Source organism: Alloalcanivorax sp., from assembly GCF_964221125.1.
GTDB classification, from domain to species: Bacteria; Pseudomonadota; Gammaproteobacteria; order Pseudomonadales; family Alcanivoracaceae; genus Alloalcanivorax; species Alloalcanivorax venustensis.
The window spans coordinates 1-19,824 of record NZ_CAXPXK010000009.1 but is presented as its reverse complement, the minus strand read 5'-3'; the positions used below and the strand labels follow the sequence as shown (position 1 = coordinate 19,824).

The following is a 19,824-nucleotide window of genomic DNA, read 5'->3' as shown; positions in this document are numbered from 1 at the left end:
GTGTCCGTTATTCCATGACCGCGCGGATTTGCCCCACCGTGACGCCGGTCCAGCTTTTCACCGCGCGGCGCAGGCTGGAGGCGCAGGAAAACCCGGCCAGGGCCGCCACTTCCTCCACCGCCAGGCGCGAATTGCGCAGCTGATAGCTGGTGATTTCCATGCGCACGGCGTGCAACAGGTGGCGAAACGACGACCGTTCCCGGGCCAGACGACGGCTCAGGCTACGGGGCGTGAGATGCAACTGCCTGGCCACGGTTTCCAGGTTCAGGTCGGGCCGGAAGTGCGCGCGCATGTGCGAGCGCACCCGCTCGGTGAACGGCAAGCGCTCCGGCACCCGGCACAGCTCCCGCTCGCAGTCGTCGATGATCCGGTCGAAGGTGCGCTTGCGCAGGGGCCGGAAGCGCCGGAACACAAAATCCCGATGCGCGGATATGGAGAACTCATCGCAATCGAACGTGAGGCTTTCGCACGGCAGACTGCGGTAAGCGGTGGGCTCAGCGGGACGCGGCCGGTCCAGACGGACATGCACGGACGGATCGTCGACCTCTTTGTTGCCGCACAGGTCCCAAAGCCGCAGGGTCACCGCCAGGCGCCAGTCACGGATAAAATCGCGCAGCACGGTTTGCTGCTCACTGCCGGTGGCGTAATCGATCGGCTCAACCACACGGTTGTCGGCGTCCAGGTACGCATTGGGCCGCGCCGTGTGGGTGGCGTAATGCGGCTGCGACATGACCAGGTAGCGGCGGAACGCCTCACCGGCCAGCTTGAGGCTCGGACTGCAGTGCACCACGAAGCCCACCGGGCCCCAGTACGACCAGTCGAACCGCATGCCCACCGCCACGCCCAGCGCGGGTCGCGAGCAGGCCTCGATGCCGTTATAGAGAAGACGCTGGAATTGCTCGAAGCCGATATTGATTTCCTGCATTTCAAACATGGCCGGTGAAATGCCGGTGTCGCGGAGCAGCCGGTCCTGGCTGGCGCCGAGGCTGCAAAACGCTTCGATAAAACCCAGTGGGTGCCGATGAAGCGGTAGCGAACCGCCTATCAGTTTCGCGTTCATTGTTCGCTCCCAAACCTTGTTATTCTTTTGGCAGCGGCTTTCACGACTGCGCGGAATAGCTGATTCCGCCATGGGTCTGCCGTCAGGATGGGACCGGTCGATCAGAGCGGGCCCCATGCGCTTGCACACGGAGCCCGCCTTCCCTCACAGGCCCTTACGCTCCATGTCCCATCCACTTATATCACAAGCGGAACAGGCACCCGTGAACAGGCTCGCAGCATCGGAATTCCCTTCCAGCTGATACAACCACCAGGCGGTGGTGATGCCCTTGTAGTCGCCGAAATCACCGGTGGGCTCGAAATGGCTGGCGCCGTTCAGCGTGGCCCAGAACACCGGCACGTCCACGCGCCGGTACACCGGAGCCTGGTTCAGAGTGGGACCGGCCAGGGTGTCGGCGGAACCGGACAGCAGCAACATCGGCGCCTGCTGCTGATACTGAGACAGCGTTTCATGGCCGAGGCCGAGAATGTACGGCTGCATCGGCGCGGTAGCGGTGATGCGGTCATCGCGGGCCGCCATGATGGTGCCGCCGCCGCCCTGGGAGTGCCCGGACGCGCCGATATTGGCGAAATCCAGATCGTCGGCGTAGCTACGGCCTTCCAGATAATCGATACAGTCGAGCATGTCCTCGCCGGAACCGGCGTTGCTGGTGTTGGCGGCCGCCACCACGAACCCCCAGGACGCCCAGTGTTCCAGACCACCGCCGTAGACCGTCGGAGACGCGCCGGTGCCGTTGCCCCAGACGATCACCGGATGATCGCCGTCGAGGCTGATCGGCCGGTACACAGTGCAGCTGAAGCCGGTGTCCCGGGTGGTGGAGTAAGGGCCCTCTTCCTCGAACGGCGCGAGCGGGTTGTCGTCATCGCCGGCCAGGGCGGCGGGAGCCATGAGAACGCCGGCCAGTAAGGCGGCGGTGGTGGTCAGCCAGCGCGTATTGAGCGCCATGTGCGAGTTAGTTGTTTTCATTGCTGTGATCCTTTTTTTATCGGAATTAACGGTTCTCTTAACGGTTCTCTCCCTTGGCAACCGCGGAGACTCCGCGGCAACGACTTTGATTCTAGGAGGGCCGTTCCAAAGGCAGCTATCACAGCAATGGCCCGATTCACGGCGCGGAGGTAACTCACGTAGCCGGGCCTGACGGCGGTCACATAAAAACGGAGAAACAGCGCACAAAGCACACGCCGGGATTCGGAGGGGACAGGCTCAGCGGCCCGGCTTCGCCGTGAGACGCCAGAGCCGTTGACCACTGGCGGCGTACTTCTCCTCGAAGTCGGTTAACGCTCCCTGGTCCAGCGACAAGGGGGCGATATCCGAGGACGAGCCGGCCAGCGCCAGGGCGGCCCGGGCCTCCTGCAGATACAGGGGCCAGTTGCTGCGCATCTCCAGCGTGCCGCCCAGTTCGAGCAGCGCCGGGAACACCGGGTGCCCGTGCCAGCGGCGCTTCATATGCGCGCTCTTCGGCCAGGGGTTCGGGTAAAGAATATAATGGCGCCACGGCCGCCAGCCGGCCTGTGCCGCCAGCCGCCAGAAACCGGTGCAATCGGTCTGCAGCAACAGCAGGTTGTCCGGTAACGGGGCAAAACGGCGGGCGGCGCGCTGCAGGCGGTGTTGCGACTGATCCAATCCCAACACCAGCGCCTCCGGGTAGGCGCGCGCCAGGGCCACCGACGAACGCCCGGTGCCGCATCCGGAATCGAGGATCAACCGGTCCCCGGCCGTGCCGACCCAGTCGACGGCGCGGGCGAAGGCATCACGGTCATGGTCCGCCACCGGCGCCCGCCAGGGGTGCGCCAGATGGCGACGCACCGTCGCTTCCAGAGCGGGGTGCACCCCTTCCTGGTTGGTGGTCACCGCCCGGCTGTTAGCAAACATGCTGTGTCTCGAGAAGGGGCATTATTTAGGACAACTTAATTCACATTTCTGGCCCGCGGCCCACCCCGCGGCGCCGATTTTGGCTACAATTCCGCGCATTACGGAGTTTGCCATTATGCGTTTTTTGTTGGTTTTTTTCTGCCTTTTCCTGATCACCGCCTGCCAGGACAATCCGGCCCCCGACAGCGACTACGAAGACGATTTCCTGCTCGTCGCCCATCAGACCATGACGCCTCTGGACGACGACTACAGCCAGGACATGAACCTCAAGGCCCTGGTCCGCAACCGCATCGCGGACGGGCCCGATGACGGCCGCTGGATCCGCACCACCCTGCCCTGGCTGCGCCTGGGCAGCGGCGAGCTGGATACCCGCGACCTGGACCGGCTCGGCGAGCGCGCCGAACCGCTGATGAAATTTCTTTCCACCGGCACCCTGAGCCGCATCGAGGACGGTGAAATCACCGACACCCGGATCGCCGACCAGGCGCTCTACGAGACGCTGGTGGAGCGCTTCGGCGACAAGGTGCAGCAACTGCTGGATCAGGCCACCGCCACGGCGGTCCCCCTGCCCCGGGACCCGCGCCCCGGCGACACCTGGCACGCGGACGCCGCGCTGTGGGGCCTGCCCAGCGTCGCCGCCGACTATGAGGTGCTGGACCGGGACGGCGACCGGGTATTGATCGCCCTCACCCTGGACGGCGACGGCGTCACCGGCCAGGCGCGCATGGTCGCCCGCTGGCCCTCCGGCATGCCCGAAGCGCTGCGCCTGCACAGCACCGTGACCCTGCCGGAGCAGAACGCGCGGGTGGAGCAGCGTCTGCTGCTGATCAGCCAAAGCCATTACCCCTACCCGGTGAGGGACTGGGATGTGGATCCGACACAGGCGGAAATGCAGGCGGAGTACACCGAGCGCCGGCTGGCCGATCCGTTCTTCATGGAGGCCGGATCGCTGCAACCGCTGCGCGACGCCGGGCACGTTAATACCTTGCTCGACAGCCTGGAGGACAGCCTCTTCCATCACACCGACGAGCACCGCCTGGTGACCACCGGGGACTGGGCGCTCGCCGCCCCGCTGCAACAGCAAACCAGCTTCCACTTCACCGGCCTCGGCGACGACGCGCCGGCGGGCTTGGCCTTGAACCGCCTGGCGGAATCCGGCGGCTTCTACGGCCTGGCGGAACCGGGCCCGCAGGACCTGGGCCGCGACCTGCTGATTCCCACCCCGAACCACCCGATGCCCGGCGACGAGCCGATCACCGTGAACGGCCAGGCCAGTATCTGGGTGCCGGGAGAAGCCATCACCGTGAAACAGGGCGATGACCTGCCCGAAGGCACCCGGGTGCTGGACTGGGACGAACGGCGCGTGGACCTGCACCTGGAAAACGAGGGGCGGCTGAGCGCCCGCCCGCTGGACGCCGACGGCGAGCCGCTGGACTTCGCGGTGGTGTACCGGGCGCCCAAGCAGGGCGACACCTCCGCCGACACCTTTGTCGAACGCCTGACCCTGGGCGCGCCGCCGGCGGAGGTCAGCCTGCTGACCGAGGCCCCCATCGCGTCGCTCCGGCTGACGCCGCTGCAGCGGGAACAGCGGGCGCTGACCTTCACCGTGCGGCCACCGGCACGAAGCGTCACCGCTGCCGCCGGTCCCGGAGCGGCTCGACGGCCTGCTTAAAGGGATGGAACTGAGCGGCCAGGACCAAAACCGGCTGCGCGTCACCGGCCCGGCGGGCCTGCGCCTGTGCACGCTGACGCCGGAAGACGGCGCCGCCCACCACGGCACGCCCTTGCGCTTCACCTGGGCCGGCGGCGACCGGGACCGGGGCACCCGGCCCGGCTTCGAGCTGCGCACCGAGGACGATCAGATCCGCTATTTCTACGACCGCAGGATCACCGTCGAGGCGCGCTGCCCTACCCGGGTGGAGACCGTCACCCTGACCCCGGACGCCCCCGGCTGCGCCCGCTTCGAGGGGGACAACGGCGTGGTGCTGGGCGACGACTGCGGCGGTATCGCGCACCTGGACTTCGCCGCCGTCGACGACACCAGCCTGGCGCTGCAGCCGCTTGGCGAGGACGAGAACGGCGTGCACCGCTTCTGGGGCCCGGTTAAGGAAGTCCGCTTCCTGCGTGGCCGGGACCCGCAAAGCCGCACCCTGACCGCGGAACTGCCGGAGTTGCCACAATGAAACACCGCTGTTTGCTGGCGCTGGCGCCCCTGCTGCTGATGCTGGCCGCCACCGGCCACGCCGAGCGCCGCTATTTCACCCAGTACGACTCCCCGGCGAAAGCGCCGGAACAGGCGCTCTACTACGTGGATCTGCCGTTACCGGAAAACCCCGACGGCCCCGGTTATCTGTACCGCGCCTATTACCGGGAAAACGACGCGCTCTACGCGGAAGGCGCCCGCGCCGGCGCGGGCCCGGACGCGGACTGGTTCGGCGACTGGCGCTACCTGTATCCCGACGGCGACATCAAACAGCGCGGCCACAGTGACGACCAGGGCCGCCTCGACGGCGATGTTATCTCATACTTCGAGAACGGCCGGATCGAAAAGCTCCAGCCCTACACCGCCGGCAAACTGGACGGCACCGAAAAGCGCTACGACGAAGACGGCGACCTGCTGCTTGAGCTGCCCTATAAGGACGGCGCCCGCCACGGCATGCGGATCAATTATTACGGCGAAGGCGGCGGCCCGGAAGGCGGCCAGATCTACGAGGAACGTCGCTATAAAAACGGCGATTACGACCACTTCTACAATCGCTATGACCGCGACGGCCAGCGCATCGGCCACGCCGGCTATACCGCCCCCGGCGTGTTCATGGCCTGGAGCAAGGACCGCGAAGGGCGCTACAGCCGGCGCGAAGCCAGCTTCCAGCGCGACGCCCAGGGCCGCTACCGCAACGATGCGCCGGTATGGCTGCGGGTGATCGCCGATCACGACGGCGGCGGCCCGCCCGAACGCGTGGTTTTGAGCTATCCCCGGGAAAAGAGCGAATGGACCACCGGTTTCAGGAACGGCAAGGTGGTACGCCTGGAGCATGACGTGGACGGTATCCCCCAGGGGCACCGAATCGTCAGCCAATACGGTGGCGGCCGCGAAGAAGGCCGCATGGTCGACGGCCTGCGCACCGGCACCTGGCGCGGCTACGACGACCAGGACCGTCTGATCTCGGTGTCGCATTTCAAACAGGGCCGATTGGACGGCGAGGTCCGCGAGCGCAGCGGCCCGAAAGGGGAGCGCTGGACCTATAAGCACTACCGGCAAGACAAACAGCATGGTCCCTGGCGCACTGAAAACGCCGACGGCGAAGTGCTCGAATCCGGCCGCTATCGCGATGGCGTGCCGGTCGGTGAATGGCACACCCTGCGCGACACCGGCGAGCAGGAAACCGCCACCTACGTGGACGGCGAACTGCACGGCGAGTGGCGCCTGCGTTCCGCCTCCGGGGCGCTGATCGCCGAGCGGCACTACGACCATGGCGACGCCACCGGCACCTGGAAGCGCTTCCAGGACGGCGAACTGAGCTACCGCGCCACCTTCAAGAACGGTAAGCGCCAGGGCAAAGTGTTCGAGATCAGCCTCAACGGCAACCACACCTTTGCCCATTTCCAGGCCGGCCGGCTGGACGGCCCTTACCGGGAGACCACGCCGCAGGGCTACCCGCTTCTGCAAGGCCACTACCGGGACGGCCAGCGTCATGGCCGTTTCGTCGAATACAACGCCCAGGGCCGCGTGGAGCGCATTACCCCCTACCGGAACGGCCAGCGCCAGGGCGAGGGCTGGCTGCGGGACCGCGACGGCGAGCTGGTGAAAGCGCGTTGGGAGGACGGACGCCGGGTGACGCCCTAGAGCGCGCCCTGTCCGACCGGTATTCAGCGACGGCGGCTTATGGCTATGATGCGGGTTCCAGCCGAACAGGGACTTTCGTGATGCCGTTACTGCCACCACCACCGCTACCCGGCGGCTCCCGGGCCCGACGTCTTGCTCTGGCCCTGCTGGTGCTGCTGTCGCTGTCCGGCGCCGCCCGCGCCGACGAGATGTCGATCCATGTGATCCAGCGCGCCGACGCCGAAACGGTGCTGCCGGTGATCCGCCCGCTGCTGCCCGAAGGCGGCTACGCCAACGCCTACCAGGGCAAGCTGGTGATCCGCACCAACGACCGCAACTTCGATGAGATTCTCGGCGCCCTCGGCGACATGCCCGAGGTGCCGCGCACCGTCACCGTGCAGTTGCGCCGCCAGGGCGACAGCAGCGGCGCCGGCGGCGACATCCGCATCAACGGCCAGAGCGTGCACGCCGGCGCCAACACCGTCACCACCCGCCGCCAGGACCGCTACAGCATCAACACCCTGTCCGGCCACCCGGCGGGCATTAGCCAGGGCAGCCTGGTGGCCCTCACCGGCACCCAGTTCCCGGCGCTGCTGGCGCTCAAACAGGGCATCGACATCACCCCGGTGGTCACCAGCGACGGCCGGGTGCGCCTGACCATCGAACAGCGTTTCGACGAACCCGCCGGCCGACGGAGCGCCCGCACCCAGGAAGCCAGCAGCACCCTGGTGGTGACGCCGGGGCAGTGGCAGCCGCTCGGGCAGATCACCGTCAGCGAAAGCCAGTCCGCCACCGGCCTGGGCGGCGCCAGCACGCGCAGCGACCGCTTTTCCCTGCCCCTGGAAGTCAAAGTGGAGATCGGCGGCGAATAAAGCGAATTGTGGGAGCGGGCCCCGCCCGCTTCCACAAACAACAAAGCCCGGCTCAAGGCCGGGCTTTTTCATGGTGCTGCAAGCGTCGCGAAGGCTTAGCCGCGCTTGGCTTTCAGCTCCAGGCGACGGCGGTGCAGAACCGGCTCGGTGTAGCCGCTGGGCTGCTCGGCGCCCTCGAACACCAGGTCGCAGGAGGCCTTGAAGGCCAGGCTGCCGTCGAAGTCATCCGACATGTTGGTGTAGGTCGGGTCGCCGGCGTTTTGCTCGTCCACCACCTTGGCCATGCGCTTCATGGTTTCCATCACCTGGTCCTTGCTGACCACGTCATGCATCAACCAGTTGGCGATGTGCTGGCTGGAGATCCGGCAGGTGGCGCGGTCTTCCATCAGGCCCACGTTGTTGATGTCGGGCACCTTGGAGCAGCCCACGCCCTGGTCGATCCAGCGCACCACGTAACCGAGGATGCCCTGGGCGTTGTTGTCCAGCTCCTGCTGGATTTCCTCGGCGCTGAGCTCGCGGTCGAGCAGCGGGATGGTGAGGATGTCGTCCAGGGACGCGCGCTCGCGCTTGGCGATCTGATCCTGCACGTCCTGCACGTTGATCTCGTGGTAGTGGGTGGCGTGCAGGGTAGCGGCGGTCGGTGACGGCACCCAGGCGCAGTTGGCGCCGGCTTTCGGGTGGCCGGCCTTGGTGGCCATCATTTCCGCCATTTCATCGGGCTTGGGCCACATGCCCTTGCCGATCTGCGCCACGCCCTTGAGGCCGCACTCCAGACCGATGTCCACGTTCCAGTTCTCGTAGGCGTTGATCCAGGGCAGACCTTTCATGTCGCCCTTGCGCGCCATCGGACCGGCCTGCATGGAGGTGTGGATCTCGTCGCCGGTGCGGTCCAGGAAGCCGGTGTTGATGAAGATCACGCGGTCCTTGGCTTCGCGGATGCACTCCTTCAGGTTGACGGTGGTGCGGCGCTCTTCATCCATGATGCCGATCTTCAGGGTGTTCTCGGGCAAGCCGAGGGCGTCCTCGACGCGCTCGAACAGCTCCACCGCGAAGGCCACTTCCTCGGGGCCGTGCATTTTCGGCTTCACGATGTACACGGAGCCGGTGCGGCTGTTGCGCGGACCTTCGGTCTTCTTCAGGTCGTGCATGGCCGCCAGCACGGTGATCATGGCGTCCATGATGCCCTCGGGGATTTCCTCGCCGTTGTAGAGGATCGCCGGGTTGGTCATCAGGTGGCCCACGTTGCGCACCAGCTGCAGGGAGCGGCCCTGCAGGGTCAGGGTGGAGCCGTCCAGGGCGGTGTATTCGCGGTCCGGGTTGAGATCACGGGTGACGCGCTGGCCGCCTTTCTCGAAGCTCTCGCTCAGGTCGCCTTTCATCAGGCCCAGCCAGTTGCGGTACACCTCGACCTTCTCTTCGGCGTCCACCGCGGCCACGGAATCCTCGCAGTCCTGAATCGTGGTGATGGCGGACTCCATCAGCACGTCCTTCACGTGGGCCGGGTCCTCGGCGCCGATCGGGTGCTGATCGTCGATCTGGATTTCCGCGTGCAGGTTGTTGTGCTTGAGCAGCACGCCGTCCGGCTTGCCCGCGTCGCCGCGGTAGCCTTGCAGCTGGCTTTCGTCCTTCAGGCCGCTCTCGCCGTCCTTCAGGCGCACCACCAGCTTGCCGTCAACAATGGCGTAGCCGGTGCTGTCCTTGTGCGAGCCGTCGGCCAGCGGGAAATACTGGTCCAGGAAATCGCGGGCCCAGGCGATCACTTTGTCGCCGCGCTTGGGATTGTAGGCGCCGCCCTTCTCGGCCCCGCCTTCGTCGGAAATCATGTCGGTGCCGTAGAGGGCGTCATAGAGACTGCCCCAGCGGGCGTTGGCCGCGTTCAGGGCGAAGCGCGCGTTGCGCACCGGCACCACCAGCTGGGGACCGGCGATATGGGCGATTTCCTCGTCCACATTGGCGGTACCCACTTTGAAATCCTCGCCTTCGGGCAGCAGATAGCCGATCTCTTCGAGGAGTTCCTTGTACTCCTGAAAGTCGATCTTGGCGCCCTTCTTCTCCATGTGAAAGACGTCGATCACTTCCTGCATCTGGTCGCGCTTGGTGAGCAGCATCTCGTTGCGCGGCACCAGGTCCGCCAGGATGGTCTCCATCTGCGTCCAGAAATGATCCGCCTCCACACCGGTGCCGGGAGCGATCTCGTTGGCTACCAGGTCATGGAGTTCGGCGGCAATCTCAAGGCCACCTTTTTTGATTCGATCGGTCATGTGCTCCTACCTTTCAGGTCGAGAGTGCAAAGAGAGAGGGCCGGGGCGGCGGGCGGCCACCCTGCCGGCCACAGGGCGGTGCGTATTTTAGCGGAAACGGCGGCGCGAATCATGTGGCACGCGCGGCTGGCCGGTCACCTGGTGGTCCAGCCGCATGGACCACTAGCCGAACAGGTTCACCACGTCCAGCCGGTGGGCGCCGGCGCCGCCCTGGTTCTGGCCTTGTTCCAGGTGCTCGAAGTCGAACAGGCTGGTGTCGGCCAGCTGCGAGGGGGCGATGTTCTGGATCGAGGAAAAGATGCTCTCCACCCGGCCCGGGTGCTCCTTGTCCCAGCGCCGCAGCATGTCCTTCACCGCCTGGCGCTGCAGGTTCTCCTGGGAGCCGCACAGGTTGCAGGGAATAATCGGATACTGCTTGTAGCGCGCGAATTCGATGATGTCCTTTTCCCGGCAGTAGGCCAGCGGGCGGATCACCACGTTGCGGTTGTCGTCGCTGCGCAGCTTGGGCGGCATGGCTTTCATCTTGCCGCCGAAAAACATGTTCAGGAACAGGGTTTCCACGATGTCGTCACGGTGGTGGCCGAGGGCGATCTTGTTGGCGCCGATCTCCTCGGCGAAGCCGTACAGGCTGCCGCGCCGCAGGCGCGAGCACAGGCCGCAGGTGGTTTTCCCCTCCGGCACCTTCTCCTTGACGATGGAATAGGTGTCCTTTTCCAGGATATGGTAGTTCACCCCTTCTTTTTCCAGGTATTCGGGCAGCACATGCTCCGGGAAGCCGGGCTGCTTCTGGTCCAGGTTCACCGCCACCAGCTCGAAATCCACCGGCGCGGAGTGCTGCAGATTGCGCAGAATCTCCAGCATGGTGTAGGAATCCTTGCCGCCGGACAGGCACACCATCACCTTGTCGCCGTCCTGGATCATGTTGAAGTCGGCGATCGCCCGGCCGGTCTCGCGGCGCAGCTTCTTCTGCAGCTTGTTGAGACGGGTGCGGTGCTTGGCGTCCATTTGGGTGTCGGCGAAGGTATCGGCGGTGCTCATAGTCGGCTGTCGGATAGCGGAGAACGAATGGTGGAAAAGGCTCAGGTCACCTTGACCTTGCGAATCACGCGACGATACAGGGCCGGTGACCAGCGTTTCAAATAGAGCCCGGCCCCCTCGCGGCCGGCGATGATAACCTGATCGCGGCCGCGCTGCACGGCCTCCACCAGGCGCCGGGCGCACAGCGCCGGGTCCATGCCGTTGGCCTGCAGGTCGTCCATGCGGCCCTGGGCGCTGCCGTCGGCGGTGAGCGCGTTGACCGACACCTGGGTGCGGATAAAGCCCGGCAGCACCAGGGTCACGCGCACGCCGTTGTCGAATTCCTCGGCGCGCAGGGCCTCGAAGAAGCCGTGCAGGGCGTGCTTGCTGGCGCTGTAGGCGGAGCGTTTGGGGGTGGGCAGCTCGCCCACCAGCGAAGTGACCACCACGAAGCGGCCGCCGCCCTGGCGGATGAACGCCGGCAGCACCGCCTTGGTGAGCGCCACGGCGCCGAAGTAGTTCACCTCCATAATGCGCCGGTCCACGGCCATGTCGGTGTCGCGCACCAGCGAGCGCTGGGAAATGCCGCCGTTATGCACCACCTGGTCGAGCCGGCCGAAATGCCGCAGCACCGTTTCCGTGGCCGGCGCCATGGCGTCCTGGTCGGTCAGGTCCAGCGGCAGCACCAGGTGCTCGTCGGCGTTGACCAGCCCGGCGCGCACCCGCTCCAGCTCTTCGCGGCGGCGCGCCGAGAGCACCAGTTTGGCGCCGTAGCGGGCGTATTCGGAAGCCACCGCTTCACCGATGCCGGAAGAGGCACCGGTGATCCAGATCACCTGATCGGCCAGTGATGACGACATGCCGGTCTCCTGCAATGGGACATTGAATGCGTATCAATGTCCCGCATGCTAGCAGATCGGCCGGCCGCCGCGACTCATTTCAGTTCCCGGGAGGACAGCCCCAGCAGATGGCGGGCGACGATCAGTTGCTGGATTTGCTGGGTGCCTTCGAAGATGTCGATGATCTTGGAATCCCGCGCCAGCTTCTCCAACAGGTAACGCTCGGAGTAGCCCAGCTCGCCGCACAGCGCCACGCACTTGAGCGTCACGTCGTTGCCCATGCGGCCGGCCTTGGCCTTGCACATGGAGGCTTCCTTGGAATTGGCCTGGCCGTTGTCCGCCATCCAGGCCGCCTTGTAGGTCATCAGACGGGCCGCGTCCAGGTCCGCCTCCAGGCGGTAGAGCTCCAGTTCAATCGCACTGGAGTTATAAGGTGATTTCGAGAAATCCGCCTTAACCCCTTCTTTTTCCAGGATTTCCGTGGTGATTTCCAGCGCGGCGCGGGCCACGCCAAGGGCCATGGCGGCGACCATCGGCCGGGTATTGTCGAAGGTCTGCATGACCCCGCCGAAGGCCTTCTTGCGCGCCGCCTCGGTGTCGGCGATCTCCGCCGAGCCGAGCACATGGTCCAGGGGAATCCGGCACTCGGTGAAGGAGAGCGCGGCGGTATCGGAGATGCGCAGGCCCATCTTGTCCTCGACCCGCGCCAGCTGCATTCCGGGGTTGTCCCGGGGCACGATGAACGACTTGATCGCCGCCTTGCCCAGTGACTTGTCCAGGGTCGCCCACACCACCACGGCGTCACAGCGCTGGCCGCCGGTGCAGTAGATTTTCTCGCCGTTGAGCACCCACTCGTCGCCGTCGCGGCGGGCGGTGGTGCTGATCGCCGCCGAATCGGAGCCGGCGCCCGGCTCGGTGATCGCCATGGCGCAGTAGAGCTTGCCGTACTGCTCTTTCTGCTCCGCCGTGCCGACCGCCTGGATCGCCGCGTTACCCAGCCCGGAGGCCGGCAGGGACAGCATCAGGCCGGTGTCGCCCCAGCACATCTCCTCGACGCTGACGATGCCCATCAGGTTGCTGCCGTTCTTGACCGCCTCCGGATCGGCGTCCGCCTTGTCGCTTTTGCCACCGCCACGGGGGCGGCCGGCGGCGATCATCTGCGCCAGCGGCTTGAGCTCCGCCGGGGTGTCGCCATGCTCGATGCGGTCGTATTTGCGCGAGATCGGCCGGAACCCCTGCTCGGCGAGCTGGTGGGTCATGTTCTGAAGATTTTTCAGGGACTTGGGCAGTTCGAAATTGATCATGGCAACTCTCCTCACACCATCAGCGCGCCGTGCAGGGCCGACAGGCCACGCAGGTTCCGGTAGTACATTTCCAGCGGGTAGTCGCGCACGAAGCCGGCGCCGCCGAACACCTGCACGCCGTCGGTGGCGATGCGCATGGCTTTTTCCATGCTCTGCAGAAACGCCAGGTAGGCTTCGCGCTGGAACGGCAGGCCCTGTTCCGCGCGGCTGGCGGCCCGCCAGGTGAGAAGGCGCATGCCTTCGATCTCGATGCCCATGTCGGCGATCATGAAGGCCACCGACTGGCGCCGGGCGATCGCTTCACCGAACGCCTTGCGCTCCAGGGCGTAGGGCACGCACTGCTCCAGCACCGCCTGGCAGCACCCGGTGGCCAGCGCCGCCAGACCGATCCGCGACAGGCTCACCAGCCGCTCCAGATCGAAGTTGGCGAGACGCTGGGACGCCGGCACCCGCACCCCTTCCAGGGTCAGGGTGCCCGGCTCGGCGCTGCGCAGGCCCATGTAATCCTGCCGCGCCCGGCTCAGGCCGGGGCTGTCCGCCTCGACGATAAACGCCGCCGGGCCGTCGTCGGTGACGGCCACCACCAGGAACAGCTGACATTGTTCGACCAGCGGGATCAGGCATTTTTCGCCATCCAGGATATAATCGTCACCGTCGCGGCGGGCGCGGGTGTGCGGGTCGCCGGGCTCAAAGGTGGCGCGCGGCTCCGCCAGCGCCACCGCCGCCGGCACCGGCGCTTCGCTGGCGAAACGGGGCAGCCAGGCCTCGTGCTGGGCCTCGTCGCCGAAGTCCAGCAGCGCGTTAACCACGCCCAGCGGCGCCAGCGCCGCCAGGCTCTGGCTCAGGTCGCCCTCCCCCAGGTCCTCGCAGGCGAGCACATTGCCCATCGGCGAGCGCGGCAGGCCGGCACCGCCCAGGGCTTCGGGCAGGCTCATCAGGGTCAGGCCGAAGCCGGCGATGCCCGCCAGCACCCCGGGGTCGGCGGCGGCCGCTTCATCGGCGGCACGGGCGCCGGGCGCCATTGTTTGGGAGGCAAAGCGGCGCATGCCTTCGCGGCTGATGCGCTGCTCCTCGGACAATCTCAGGTCGATAGGCAAATCGGTGGACATGGCATCCTCATAAACCAATCAAACGTTTGTTTAACTCGACGAGTCTGGCACTATTTCGGTGTGACCGGCAAGTCATACCCTTGCTTTGGTACCAGCAAAGACTAAAGTGTGAACTATGACACAATGATAAAGTATGAGATGCAGCGTTCATCTCAGGGGCCGGACACCTTGAGAAGCAGCCAGGGGTGGCAAAAACCAGGCGGGCCTTTGCATTGAATAACAACATAAAGCTGGTTCTTTCCCACCGTCCCGAGCGCGCCCTGCGGCTGCGCCGGCAACTCATGGCCATCTATTCCTATCTGCTGCTTTGGGCCGGCACCGTGGTGGGCGTGGAAATCGCCGCCTTCGATCCGCGCACGCCCCACCTGCTGATCTTCGGCAGCCTGTTCGCCGCCAACCTGGTGGTGTTCGCACTGGTGCGCAGCGGCTTCACCGAGCGCTTCAAGGACCCCAGCCTGACCATGGTGCAGATGTTCGCCGGTATCGTGGTGATCACCCTGCTGCTCTATTACGCCCGCGAGCTGCGCGGCGCCCTGCTCAGTCTCTACCTGATCATGATGACGTTCGGGGTATTTTCCCTGGACCGCCGCCAGCAAATCGTGATGGCGGCGAGCGCCCAGCTGTCGTTCACGGTGCTGCTGGTCTATGAGTGGGTGCAGTTGCCGCTGACCCAGATTCTCGCCCTGTCGTTGAGCCAGTGGGGCGTGCTGGCGCTGATCCTCGCCTGGTTCGTCTACATGGGCGGCTATATCCACAATCTGCAGCAGCGCTTCCGCGCCCAGCGTGAATCCCTGCGCCAGGCCCACGACCGGCTGGCCAGCATCGCCATCCGCGACGAACTCACCGACCTGTTCAACCGCCGCCACTTCCTCGAGCGGCTGGAAGAGGAGCTGTCCCGCACCGACCGCGAACACATTCCCCTGCACATCGCGGTGGTGGACCTGGACCATTTCAAGAGCATCAACGACACCTACGGCCACCCCGCCGGGGACGAGGTGCTGAAACGCTTCGCCGCGCTCGCCAGCCAGTGCCTGCGGCGCTCCGACGTGCTCGCCCGCTACGGCGGCGAGGAGTTCGTGGTGCTGTTCCCGCAATCCGACCACGCGGATTGCGAGGCGGCCATGACCCGCCTGAAGGAAAAGTTCGCCGAGCAGCGCTATGACTTCGACCCGTCCCTGCGGATCACCCTGTCCTGCGGGCTGGCCGGCCATCACTGGGGCGAGTCCGCGCTGGCGTTCATCGAACGGGCCGACCAGGCGCTTTATCAGGCCAAAGCCGCCGGCCGCGACACCCTGCGCACCAGTTGCTAGCGGGCGCCGGTTTCAGGGGCGTCGGCAAGCGGGTATCCTTGCCGTCCCAATTAACGGCAGCGGCGACAGTATGAGCGGAATTTCCAACCCCCACCTGAAACACACCGTGGAAACCTACTTCGCCGGCCAGGGCGAGGAGGCCCCCTCCTGGGTGGAAACCCACGGCCTGATTTGCGCCTTCACCGTGGGGCCCTACGACGGCCCGGCGGATTTCGGTCTGGCGCTGGAGATGTCCTTGCCGGAGGCGGTGGCCGGGGCGCTGGACGAATTGCGCGGTCGGCTGCTCACCGACACCCTGGGCGGCGAGCGCATCAACCTGCCCTGTCTGCTCGACCCTTATCGCGAGGACGACGGCGCCGACCTGGCGTCCTGGTGCGCCGGTTTCCTGAGCGGCATGCTGCTGCATGAAGAACGCTGGCACAGCGACGAGGATGACGACCCCATGGCCACCTGGTTGCTGCCGATGCTGCTGATTTCCGGCGTCGACGATGACCCGGCGCTGGACGAAGTCTGGAACGACAGCCAGCTGGTACGGCAGATGGCCAACGGCATCCCCGACGTGCTGGAAGAAATGATGCTGCACTTCCAGGGGCCGGACGGCCCCCAGGGCTAATCCGGCTTGATCGACAGGTGGCTGATATCCGGCACCACCACTGCCTGCTCCTGTTTGAGCGGCTCCAAATCAGCGCCCGGTTCAGCCATGGACAGATGACTGATATCCGGCGCCGCCGCCGGCTGACCACGCTCTGAAGTGTCCAGGTCAGCCCCCACCGGCGCGACCTCGAAGGCACCACTGAAACCGGTGCCGCCGGTACGAATCGTGCCCACCGTTTCAATATCACCGCTGCGCTGATCGGCGCTCGCCGCCGGGGCTACAGCGGCCTCTGAGCCCTCCGCTTGCGGGGCGGCCGGGGCGGCAGCGGTGGGTTGCGACGCGGCTGTCGCGGCTCCACCGTCCACCGGCAGCAGCTCGCAGCGGGCGCCGGCCTGCCGCAGGGCCACCTGGAATTTGCGCGCCGTGGCTTCGTCCGCGTCCTTCTTGACCACCCGTGGTTTACCGCTGACCAGCAAGGCGGCCTTCTCTTCCGGCATCTTGAACAGGCGCGCCAGGTTCGCCGCCACCCGGTCGGCGTCGGCGCCGCCCATCAGCTCGCCGGTCAGGCGTACATGGTATCGGTTGTCGTCACTCATAAGGTCTCGCTTGCTGCCGGATAGGGTTCAGCGCCATTGCGCGGCGGCGTGCTCCGCCAGCGCGGCGATGGTCCGCGACGGGTTCAGCCCCAGGGAGCCGGGCACCGTGGCGCCGTCGACCACGAACAACTGAGGATAATTGAACACCTCACCGGCGTGGTTGACCACACCCTGTTTCACGGTATCGGCCATATTGCAGCCGCCCAGCGGGTGCGGCGTGATCAGGTTCTTGAACCAGCGCCAGGTGGCCGGCGTGTTGGCGCGCCCGCCGGTGACCTCGGTGAGCGCCAGATGGCGGTCCGCCAGCCCCTGCACCGCCTGCTCCGCCTTGCGGCAATCCCAGCTCAGACGCAGGCGGTCGCGCTTCCAGGGCGCGTACCAGCGGCGTCCCAGGTAGAAGCGGCCGCCCGGCTCGTCCCGGGCCTGCCCGAACCAGGGCATCATGTTCTCGAACGGGGTGTTGTCGCGGCGGTATTCCAGCAGCGCCGCCGCCAGCCGGGTGCGCGCCAGCTTGGGGTGTTTGCCGGCGTGGCGCAGCAGGTTGCCGAGCAGATCCGGAATGCCGCCGTCCTCGACGAAATAGCGCGCCCCGCCATCGCTGCCGTCCAGATAATCAATGGCGGAGGTAATCGTCGGTCCCCGGCTCGGCGCCAGATCGCGGTCGGGATAAAACGCCGGGGTGAAAAAGTCGCCGTTGCTGGTCCAGCCCCGCCCCAGCGCCCGGCTCAGCTTGGGCAGCGTCTTGTACTGATCGCGGCAGCGCAGCAGCAACTCGGTGGAGCCGACACTGCCGGCGGCGACGATCACCTTGTCGGCGCGGATCAGCCGCCAGGCGCGCGCGTCCAGGTCGTTGACGCCGACCTCGTAACCGCCGCCCTGCAGCGGCCGGATCCAGCGCACGTGGTGCAGCGGGCGGATCTCCGCGCCCTTCTGCTCGGCCCGCGCCAGATAGTTGAGGTCCAGGGTGTTCTTGGCCTGCACCGGGCAGCCCAGGTCGCAGTTGCCGCAGTGCACGCAGGTGCCCTGCGTGCGCCCCTGGGCGTTGGTCCAGGTCTTGCTGCGCGCATAGCTGTAGGCGTTGTCCAGGCCGTCGTGCCAGTCCGGATCGAAGCTGATCGCCTGGGGCACCACGCGAAAGCGGTGCCGCTGGCCGAGCTTGTCGGCGGCTTCGTGCATCAGGCGGGTACGCGGAGTCCATTGATGGTCCGGCAGGGTCTGCACATTGAGCATTTCGCCGCTGACCCGGAAATGCTCGCGCAGGGTGTCGAAGCGGATCGCCTCCGGCCAGCCGTGCTCGAACACTTCCGGCGGCGGCGCCACGCTGACATTGGCGTAGATCAGCGAGCCGCCGCCGACCCCCGCGCCCAGCGCCACGCTCATGTCGCCGAAATAGCGGAAATCCAGCCAGCCGTTCTGCTGCTCCGGCTGATCCTCGTCCCACAACCAGTCGCGCTGGCTGACGCTGGGGTAGTCCTCCGGCAGCCAGCGCCGTCCGCGTTCCAGCACCACCACCTTGTCCCCTTTTTCCGCCAGCCGGCAGGCCATCACGGCACCGCCGAAGCCGCTGCCGATAATCAGCGTGCTTACCCTTTCCATGGTTTATCCCCCGTGTGCCCGTGCGGGCACCAGTGCTTTTTTATGCACCATAATTCGGTCACCGCGCCTTGTCCACGCGGCGGCGGTCACCGAACCGTCACTCCGCTGTCACCGGCGCGTCCCGACGCCGACCTAGCCTGCCGGTACCGATCAAGGGACAACGTTCACGGGAGAAAACCATGCACGCGGATCTGTTGATACTGGCCCTGGCCGTGGTGTTCGCCGTCGTCTACCGGGTGCTGTTCCGGGAGCTGCCCCGCGAGCGCTGGCAATTCGTCGCTTCCCTGCCCCTGGCGAAAAACAGCGACGGCTCCTGGCGCGGCCTCAACCTCACCTTCTACGGCCTGTTCACCGGCCTCGCCGGCGGCCTGGGGGTGGCCACCTTCATCGTGCTCACCGGCGCCTCGCGGGTGCCGCTGGCCATCGCCCTGGGGCTCACCGCCGGGGTGCTCGCCATCTGCCTGCCGGCGGCCAAGATCATCGCCAGCGTGGTGGAGAAGAACCGCCACGGCTTCACCGTCGGCGGCGCCAGCTTCATCGGTATCCTGCTGGCGCCCCTGCTTCTATGGGGCGCGGACGCCATCGCCCGCGCCACCTGGCAGACCGCCCTGCCGATCATGCCGCTGCTCGCCGCCATGGCGATCGCCTATGTGCTCGGCGAAGGCGTCGGCCGCCTGGCCTGCATCAGCTTCGGCTGTTGCTACGGCAAGCCGGTGCACCTGGCGCCACGCTGGGCCAAGCGCTGCTTCGGCCGGCTGAACCACGTGTTCCTGGGCAAAACCAAGAAGATCGCCTTCGCCGGCGACATGGAAGCGGTCAGCGTGGTGCCGATCCAGGCGGTCACCTGCGTGCTGCACACCGCCCTGGCGCTGCTCTGCACCAGCCTGTTCTTCCACGGCCTGTACGCGGCGGCGTTCGCCCTCGCCCTGGTGGGCAGCCAGCTGTGGCGGGTCTACTCGGAATTCCTGCGCGCCGACTACCGCGGCGGCAGCCGCCGCTTCTCCGCCTACCAGAGCATGGCGCTGCTGGCCGCCGGCTACGGCGTATTGATCAGCCTGCTGCTGCCGGCCACCACGGCGGCCGCGCCCTCCCTCGGCGCCGGCCTGGAAGCGCTGTGGCGCCCGGGCGTGATCCTCAGCCTGCAGCTGATCACCCTGGGCATGTTCTTCTTCTCCGGCACCAGCACCATCACCACCGGCGAACTGCGCTTCGGCCTGGCCCCCGACTGGCGCGGCCAGGCCGGCTGCCACCCCGAACCCTCCAAAGACCCCGCCCCGGCCACCGAATCGAGCGTGTAGGAACGGACCTGTGGGAGCGGGCCCAGCCCGCGAAAGGGTGGCGCCAGCCACCCGGCGGGATTCCAGAGACCTTGTTTGTGCTGCCGTTAGAGGTCTCTCTGGGATCCTGCCGGGAGCTTCGCTCCCTTTCGCGGGCAAGCCCGCTCCCACAAACCTTGCTTCGTAGCGGCCGTGGCGGCTGGCGCCATTCAGGAGGTTCGGTCTCGGTGCTTGGGTCCAGGACTGTGTGAGGCAGGGAGCCGAACACAAGCCTCCAGGGATGGATTCAC

17 protein-coding genes are annotated in these 19,824 nt (G+C 66.5%); 7 read left to right on the top strand and 10 right to left on the bottom strand.

All coding sequences use genetic code 11. The features are described 5' to 3' along the window. Positions 1-7: 7 nt before the first annotated feature. From ACEQZD_RS00910 to ACEQZD_RS00900, 3 genes are all read right to left on the bottom strand, one after another. Complete coding sequence (locus tag ACEQZD_RS00910; RefSeq protein ID WP_335628911.1) at positions 8-1,060, bottom strand: AraC family transcriptional regulator ligand-binding domain-containing protein; 1,053 nt, start codon at positions 1,058-1,060, stop codon at positions 8-10. A gap of 144 nt (positions 1,061-1,204) precedes the next feature. Then, positions 1,205-2,026 carry a hypothetical protein gene (locus tag ACEQZD_RS00905; protein ID WP_335628912.1) on the bottom strand — a complete coding sequence of 274 codons (822 nt, stop codon included), beginning with the start codon at positions 2,024-2,026 and terminating at the stop codon, positions 1,205-1,207. Positions 2,027-2,263: 237 nt separating this feature from the next. Further along, entirely contained in the window at positions 2,264-2,932 is a 669-nt protein-coding gene (locus tag ACEQZD_RS00900) for a methyltransferase domain-containing protein (protein WP_335628913.1), read from the bottom strand. Positions 2,933-3,047: 115 nt separating this feature from the next. On the opposite strand from ACEQZD_RS00900, the gene ACEQZD_RS00895 reads away from it, so the two are divergent. The 4 genes from ACEQZD_RS00895 to ACEQZD_RS00880 all read left to right on the top strand — a co-directional run bounded on the left by ACEQZD_RS00895 (position 3,048) and on the right by ACEQZD_RS00880 (position 7,630). Then, entirely contained in the window at positions 3,048-4,604 is a 1,557-nt protein-coding gene (locus tag ACEQZD_RS00895) for a hypothetical protein (RefSeq protein ID WP_370183425.1), read from the top strand. Between the two features lie 4 nt (positions 4,605-4,608). Then, entirely contained in the window at positions 4,609-5,115 is a 507-nt protein-coding gene (locus ACEQZD_RS00890; protein WP_370183423.1) for a hypothetical protein, read from the top strand. Continuing rightward, the gene (locus ACEQZD_RS00885) at positions 5,112-6,779 is read left to right on the top strand and encodes a toxin-antitoxin system YwqK family antitoxin (protein ID WP_370183421.1); all 1,668 of its coding nucleotides are present in this window, start codon (positions 5,112-5,114) and stop codon (positions 6,777-6,779) included. Before ACEQZD_RS00890 ends, ACEQZD_RS00885 begins: the two co-directional genes overlap by 4 nt. Before the next feature lie 80 nt (positions 6,780-6,859). Further along, positions 6,860-7,630, top strand: a complete 771-nt coding sequence (locus tag ACEQZD_RS00880; RefSeq protein ID WP_370183475.1) for a hypothetical protein — start codon at positions 6,860-6,862, stop codon at positions 7,628-7,630. 95 nt (positions 7,631-7,725) lie between these two features. Here ACEQZD_RS00880 and ACEQZD_RS00875 read toward each other — a convergent pair whose 3' ends face one another. From ACEQZD_RS00875 to ACEQZD_RS00855, 5 genes are all read right to left on the bottom strand, one after another. Then, entirely contained in the window at positions 7,726-9,891 is a 2,166-nt protein-coding gene (locus ACEQZD_RS00875) for a malate synthase G (protein ID WP_335628916.1), read from the bottom strand. A gap of 162 nt (positions 9,892-10,053) precedes the next feature. After that, a complete protein-coding gene (ttcA, locus tag ACEQZD_RS00870) occupies positions 10,054-10,929 on the bottom strand; it encodes a tRNA 2-thiocytidine(32) synthetase TtcA (protein WP_228548032.1) in 876 nt (291 codons plus the stop codon). Positions 10,930-10,970: 41 nt separating this feature from the next. Then, positions 10,971-11,768: an SDR family oxidoreductase gene (locus ACEQZD_RS00865; RefSeq protein WP_142948806.1), complete on the bottom strand. Its 798-nt coding sequence runs from the start codon at positions 11,766-11,768 to the stop codon at positions 10,971-10,973. Positions 11,769-11,842: 74 nt separating this feature from the next. After that, positions 11,843-13,051, bottom strand: coding sequence for an acyl-CoA dehydrogenase family protein (locus ACEQZD_RS00860; RefSeq protein WP_370183418.1), 1,209 nt, complete (start codon positions 13,049-13,051; stop codon positions 11,843-11,845). 11 nt (positions 13,052-13,062) lie between these two features. After that, positions 13,063-14,160 carry an acyl-CoA dehydrogenase family protein gene (locus ACEQZD_RS00855; RefSeq protein ID WP_370183415.1) on the bottom strand — a complete coding sequence of 366 codons (1,098 nt, stop codon included), beginning with the start codon at positions 14,158-14,160 and terminating at the stop codon, positions 13,063-13,065. Positions 14,161-14,372: 212 nt separating this feature from the next. Between ACEQZD_RS00855 and ACEQZD_RS00850 the strand changes: the two genes are divergently transcribed. Both ACEQZD_RS00850 and ACEQZD_RS00845 read left to right on the top strand, forming a co-directional pair. Beyond that, positions 14,373-15,470, top strand: a complete 1,098-nt coding sequence (locus tag ACEQZD_RS00850) for a diguanylate cyclase (protein ID WP_370183412.1) — start codon at positions 14,373-14,375, stop codon at positions 15,468-15,470. Positions 15,471-15,540: 70 nt separating this feature from the next. Beyond that, complete coding sequence (locus ACEQZD_RS00845; protein WP_370183410.1) at positions 15,541-16,083, top strand: YecA family protein; 543 nt, start codon at positions 15,541-15,543, stop codon at positions 16,081-16,083. Here the strand turns inward: ACEQZD_RS00845 and ACEQZD_RS00840 are convergent. Then, a complete protein-coding gene (locus ACEQZD_RS00840) occupies positions 16,080-16,661 on the bottom strand; it encodes a hypothetical protein (protein ID WP_335628919.1) in 582 nt (193 codons plus the stop codon). The two genes, ACEQZD_RS00845 and ACEQZD_RS00840, sit on opposite strands and share 4 nt — an antisense overlap. A 27-nt stretch (positions 16,662-16,688) precedes the next feature. Beyond that, on the bottom strand, positions 16,689-18,257 hold the full coding sequence (locus tag ACEQZD_RS00835; protein ID WP_335628920.1) for a GMC family oxidoreductase N-terminal domain-containing protein: 1,569 nt from the start codon (positions 18,255-18,257) through the stop codon (positions 16,689-16,691). A gap of 179 nt (positions 18,258-18,436) precedes the next feature. On the opposite strand from ACEQZD_RS00835, the gene ACEQZD_RS00830 reads away from it, so the two are divergent. Continuing rightward, positions 18,437-19,555 carry a prolipoprotein diacylglyceryl transferase family protein gene (locus ACEQZD_RS00830; RefSeq protein WP_370183409.1) on the top strand — a complete coding sequence of 373 codons (1,119 nt, stop codon included), beginning with the start codon at positions 18,437-18,439 and terminating at the stop codon, positions 19,553-19,555. The last annotated feature ends 269 nt before the right edge of the window (positions 19,556-19,824 follow it).

Coding starts and splice junctions, on each gene's coding strand:
- ACEQZD_RS00835 (WP_335628920.1), bottom strand. CDS start 18,257: ATGGAAAGGGTAAGCACGCTGATTATCGGCAGCGGCTTCGGCGGTGCC.
- ACEQZD_RS00900 (WP_335628913.1), bottom strand. CDS start 2,932: ATGTTTGCTAACAGCCGGGCGGTGACCACCAACCAGGAAGGGGTGCAC.
- ACEQZD_RS00840 (WP_335628919.1), bottom strand. CDS start 16,661: ATGAGTGACGACAACCGATACCATGTACGCCTGACCGGCGAGCTGATG.
- ACEQZD_RS00905 (WP_335628912.1), bottom strand. CDS start 2,026: ATGAAAACAACTAACTCGCACATGGCGCTCAATACGCGCTGGCTGACC.
- ACEQZD_RS00875 (WP_335628916.1), bottom strand. CDS start 9,891: ATGACCGATCGAATCAAAAAAGGTGGCCTTGAGATTGCCGCCGAACTC.
- ACEQZD_RS00890 (WP_370183423.1), top strand. CDS start 4,609: ATGGAACTGAGCGGCCAGGACCAAAACCGGCTGCGCGTCACCGGCCCG.
- ACEQZD_RS00845 (WP_370183410.1), top strand. CDS start 15,541: ATGAGCGGAATTTCCAACCCCCACCTGAAACACACCGTGGAAACCTAC.
- ACEQZD_RS00865 (WP_142948806.1), bottom strand. CDS start 11,768: ATGTCGTCATCACTGGCCGATCAGGTGATCTGGATCACCGGTGCCTCT.
- ACEQZD_RS00895 (WP_370183425.1), top strand. CDS start 3,048: ATGCGTTTTTTGTTGGTTTTTTTCTGCCTTTTCCTGATCACCGCCTGC.
- ttcA (WP_228548032.1), bottom strand. CDS start 10,929: ATGAGCACCGCCGATACCTTCGCCGACACCCAAATGGACGCCAAGCAC.
- ACEQZD_RS00855 (WP_370183415.1), bottom strand. CDS start 14,160: ATGTCCACCGATTTGCCTATCGACCTGAGATTGTCCGAGGAGCAGCGC.
- ACEQZD_RS00830 (WP_370183409.1), top strand. CDS start 18,437: ATGCACGCGGATCTGTTGATACTGGCCCTGGCCGTGGTGTTCGCCGTC.
- ACEQZD_RS00910 (WP_335628911.1), bottom strand. CDS start 1,060: ATGAACGCGAAACTGATAGGCGGTTCGCTACCGCTTCATCGGCACCCA.
- ACEQZD_RS00860 (WP_370183418.1), bottom strand. CDS start 13,051: ATGATCAATTTCGAACTGCCCAAGTCCCTGAAAAATCTTCAGAACATG.
- ACEQZD_RS00880 (WP_370183475.1), top strand. CDS start 6,860: ATGCCGTTACTGCCACCACCACCGCTACCCGGCGGCTCCCGGGCCCGA.
- ACEQZD_RS00885 (WP_370183421.1), top strand. CDS start 5,112: ATGAAACACCGCTGTTTGCTGGCGCTGGCGCCCCTGCTGCTGATGCTG.